Origin of the sequence: Desulfocurvus sp., from assembly GCF_023230885.1 — a bacterium.
GTDB lineage: Bacteria > Desulfobacterota > Desulfovibrionia > Desulfovibrionales > Desulfovibrionaceae > Desulfocurvus.
The window spans coordinates 1-4166 of sequence record NZ_JALNWM010000250.1 but is presented as its reverse complement, the minus strand read 5'-3'; the positions used below and the strand labels follow the sequence as shown (position 1 = coordinate 4166).

Genomic DNA, 4166 nt, shown 5'->3' with positions numbered 1-4166 from the left:
CGGACATGGGCTTGGGCTCGTAGGCGTCGGCCTCGGTGATGGTCGGCACCCGCTCGCCGCCGCCCTGGGGCTCGGCGAAGGACACCACGTCCATGCGCACGGTGCCGCGGTGGCGGCGCTTGTCCTTGGCCTTCTCGCGGATCTTGCGCACCTGGGCGTCCATCTTGTCCAGCACCAGGTCGATGGTGCTGTACATGTCCTCGGACTCCTCGAAGGCCGAAAGGTTGTTGTCGTCCCAGGTAAGGACCACATCCGCCTTCTGGCGGAACTTCTCCACGGACAGGTTGATTTGCAGTTCGGCATTGTCGGTGCCGGCATACTTGATCAACTTCTCGAACCGCGTGGTGGCGTACTTCTTGAGATGGTCGGAGGGCTCGAAGTTCTTGAAGTTGAAATTGATCTGCATACGTCGTCCTCCTGTCTTGGGTGACACAACGGCACTGGCCGGGCGGAGGTTTCCGCCGATTCCAGTGTAGAGGGAAACCAAGACGAAATAAAGGGCTAGTCGGCGCGCAATCAAAAAACCTGCTTGCGCTTGGAGGAGGAACGGATGCCCAGGGCCGTGCGATACTTGGCCACGGTGCGCCGCGCGATGTTCACCTTCAGGGTGTCCTTCAGGTGGTCGGCGATCTTCTCGTCGGACAGGGGGTGGCGCGGGTCCTCGCCGCCGATGAGCTGCTTGATCAGCGCCTTGACCGACTCCGAGCCCACCTGGGAGCCGTCGTCCATCTCCAGGGCGCTGTTGAAGAAGAACTTCAGCTCGAACACCCCGTGGGGCGTGGCCACATACTTGTTGGTGGTGATGCGGCTGATGGTGGACTCGTGCATTTCGATATCGTCGGCGATGTCCTTTAGGATCAACGGCTTGAGGGCCGTGACCCCCTTGCGGAAGAAGCCGTTCTGAAAACGCACGATGCTCTCCACAACCTTGTAGAGGGTACGCTGGCGCTGGAACAGGCTCTTCATCAGCCACACCGCCGAACGCATCTTCTCCTGGACGTACTCCTTGTCCTTGGAATTCTTGGCCAGCAGGCCGTCCATGTAGAAGGAGTTGAGTTGCAGGCGCGGCAGGCCCTCCTCGTTGAGCACGATGACGAAGTCGCCGTCGTACTCATAGACGTACACGTCGGGGCTGACGTATTGCGGCTCCCCGCCGCCATAGCTGGCGCCGGGCATGGGGTCCAGGGTCTGGAGCAGGTCCAGGTATTCCTTGAGCTGCTCCAGGGTCAGGCGGAATTTGCGGGCCACGGGCTTGTAGCGGCCCTTCTCCAGGTCCTCCAGGTGCTCTTCCACCAGCTCCCGCAGGATGGGGTCGTCGTAGCCGCAGACCTCGATCTGCACCAGCAGGCACTCGCGCGGGTCGCGCGCGGCCACGCCCACGGGGTCCAGACGCTGGATGCGCCGGATCACGTCCTCCGCCTGGGCCGAGGTCACCCCGGCCATGGCGGCAACCTCCTCGCTGGTGGCCTGGAGGTAGCCCCGGGCGTCGAGGTTGCCGATGACAACCTCGCAGACGGCCACCTCGCGGGGGGAAAAATCCGACAGGCGGATCTGCCACTCCAGGTGGCTGTCCAGGGTGGGCTTCACCGACAGGCGCGCGTCGTAGGCCATGCCCTCCTCGGGCGTCTCGCTCTCGCGCATCAGCGCCTGGCGCGAGGAGCTCGAAAACTCGCCGAGGTAGTTCTCCCAGTCCGCGTTGCGCGCCAGGTCGCGCTCCACGGCCTCGTCGCCCTGGGCGGGGCGCTCGCGCTCGGGTTCGGCGGCGGCCTCGAAGGCGTCCTTGCCGTCGCGCTCCGGGGTCTGCTCGAAGGATTCCTCGGCCTTCTCGTCCAAAAGGGGGTTTTCGAGCAGCTCCTGCTGCACCACGTCCAGCAGCTCGATGCGGGAAAGCTGAAGCAGCTTGATGGCCTGCTGCAACTGGGGAGTCATCACCAGTTGCTGCGAAAGCTTCATTTGCTGTCGGAGTTCGAGTCCCATTGTTGCCCGTCGTGTTCAGGTGCTGGGGATGCCGCCGCCCGGCAAAACGAAAAGGACCGGGGGCCGTCCGGAGCCCGGGCGGCGAAAAGCCTCGCCCCCCAGGGCCCGTCCTGCAAGGCCCGGCCAGACCATGCCACAGACGCACAGCCCTTGCAACTCAAATGGCAAGGATTTTGTATAGGCGGGGAAACGTTGAAACGGCGGGGAATTAGAGACTGAAAGCCTCCCCAAGGTAGACCTGGCGTGCCTGGGGGTTCTCGCAAATCTCCAGTGGCGTGCCCGAAAGAATGACCCGGCCCTCGTAGACCAGATAGGCCCGGTCGCAGATGCGCAGGGTTTCGCGCACGTTGTGGTCGGAAATGAGTACGCCGATGCCGCGCTCCTTGAGCCCGCGCACGATGCCCTGGATATCGTCCACCGCGATGGGGTCGATGCCCGCGAAGGGCTCGTCCAGCAGCATGAACTTGGGGTCCAGGATCAGGGCCCGCGCGATCTCCAGCCGGCGGCGCTCGCCGCCGGACAGGTGCATGGCCTTTTGCCCCGCCAGCTTGGCGATGCCCAGCTCGTCAAGCAGGGCGTCGGCCTTGGCAGCCTGCCGGGCGGGCGGAAGCTTCGTGTTCTCCAGGATGATTTCCAGGTTCTCGCGCACGGTCAGCTTGCGGAACACCGAGCTTTCCTGCGGCAGGTAGGACAGGCCCAGGCGCGCGCGCTCGTGCAGGGGCAGCCCCGCGAGCTGGGCGCCGTCCAGGCGCACTTCGCCGCCGTTGGGCTTGATGAGCCCCACGAGCATGTAGAACGTGGTGGTCTTGCCCGCCCCGTTGGGCCCGAGCAGCCCCACCACCTCGCCCTGGGCCACTTCGAGGGCGATGTCGTGGACAACCTCGCGCTGGCCGTAGCGCTTGCACAGGCCGCTGGCCTTCAGCAGGGCCATCTACTCCGCCTCCGGCGGGGTCATGAAAATGGCCTCCACCTGCCGGTCGGGCCCGCCCTCCACCTCGCTGCGGTTGTCCTTCAGGTACAGGCGGATGATGCGCCCGGTGATCTGGTTGTCGCCGTCGGTGAGCCTGGGCTCGCCCTCCATGACCAAAAGCCCCTTCTGGACATGATAGGTTGCCGTGGCGCAGGTGCCCTGGCGGCCCTCGCGCTCAAGCTCCACGTCGCCCTCGGCCACGATGCGCTCCACCTCGCCGGGCCCGGCGGGCCGCCCCGGGGCCGCGCCCGAGGCGCCCTGGGCCAGATGCACCGTCAGCTTGCGCGAGCGGATGGTCATGTCCGGACGCTGCACGAAGACCTTGCCCAGGAAGATGACCACGCGCCCGTCCTGCTCGTAGCGCACCTTCTCGGAGGTGATCTTCGTGGGCACCTGGCCGCCCTTGGCCTTCTCGGCGGCGAAGGCGCCGGGCCCCAGGGCCAGCGCCAGCAGACACACGACGCACAGAACGCGCGCGACTCGCTTCACGGGGATCACTCCTTGTCCTTGTCCTTGGCCCCGGCCTTGCCCGTGGGGGCGGCGACGCCGCGCAGCACGCTGCGCACCCCGCCATCGGCCTCGACGCCATTTGTTTCCAGGTTCAGCACGGCGCGGGGCGCCTCCAGCTCCATGTCGTCGCGCCACAGGCGCACGGCGCCCGTGAGCACGATGCTCCGGTCGGCGCTGCGATAGTCCAGGCGCTCGGCCCGGGCGCGGGATGGCCCGGAGGCGATGTCCACGTCGGGCCACAGGCTGGCGTCGCCCGATGCCTGGTTCACCTCGCCGCTGGTGGCGTTGACCGCCACCGAGGTACCGTCCCCCAGGTAGTAGACGATGCGCGGATTGTCCACCGCGACGATGCCCGTGTCCTGGGCGTAGTGCGCGGCGTCGGCCTTCAGGCGCCACTCGGTGCGCCCGTCCAGCCCGCGCGAAAGCTCCACGCCGCGAAGCGACACGTCCACGTCCACCTCCTCCAGCAGCTGCGCCGCGCGGTCCAGGGCCCGGTAGCTCTGATAAAGCGACCAGCCGCCCACCGCCGCCAGGCCCGCCAGGGCCAGGAGCGCCCACGGCAGCCAGCGCCTCACCGCGACCGCCACAGCGCCCACTGGGCCTCCAGGTCGCCCCGGGCGTCGAGGATGAAGCGCACGGCCTCGCGCACGGCCCCGTGCCCGCCAGGGCGGACGCTCACCCAGGCCGCCAGGTCCAGGATCTCCGGCTG

Annotated in this window: 5 protein-coding genes and 1 pseudogene; all 6 read right to left on the bottom strand. The window is 67.0% G+C overall.

The window, feature by feature from the left end:
- Positions 1–406: ribosome-associated translation inhibitor RaiA (gene raiA, locus M0P34_RS14115; RefSeq protein ID WP_291500247.1), on the bottom strand; the 406-nt coding region annotated here is incomplete at its 3' end.
- Positions 407–516: 110 nt separating this feature from the next.
- On the bottom strand, positions 517–1977 hold the full coding sequence (rpoN, locus tag M0P34_RS14110) for an RNA polymerase factor sigma-54 (protein ID WP_291500245.1): 1461 nt from the start codon (positions 1975–1977) through the stop codon (positions 517–519).
- A 208-nt stretch (positions 1978–2185) separates the two neighbouring features.
- On the bottom strand, positions 2186–2908 hold the full coding sequence (gene lptB / locus M0P34_RS14105) for an LPS export ABC transporter ATP-binding protein (RefSeq protein ID WP_291500244.1): 723 nt from the start codon (positions 2906–2908) through the stop codon (positions 2186–2188).
- Positions 2909–3436, bottom strand: a complete 528-nt coding sequence (locus tag M0P34_RS14100) for an LptA/OstA family protein (protein WP_291500242.1) — start codon at positions 3434–3436, stop codon at positions 2909–2911.
- A gap of 5 nt (positions 3437–3441) precedes the next feature.
- A complete protein-coding gene (gene lptC / locus M0P34_RS14095) occupies positions 3442–4053 on the bottom strand; it encodes an LPS export ABC transporter periplasmic protein LptC (RefSeq protein ID WP_291500240.1) in 612 nt (203 codons plus the stop codon).
- Positions 4029–4166: pseudogene (locus M0P34_RS14090) on the bottom strand (phenylphosphate carboxylase subunit delta); the annotation flags it as partial. The pseudogene M0P34_RS14090 and the gene lptC, both read right to left, overlap by 25 nt.

What these genes read in the sequence shown, in the direction of transcription:
- rpoN (WP_291500245.1), bottom strand. Translation starts at nt 1,977, where the DNA reads ATGGGACTCGAACTCCGACAGCAAATGAAGCTTTCGCAGCAACTGGTG.
- lptB (WP_291500244.1), bottom strand. Translation starts at nt 2,908, where the DNA reads ATGGCCCTGCTGAAGGCCAGCGGCCTGTGCAAGCGCTACGGCCAGCGC.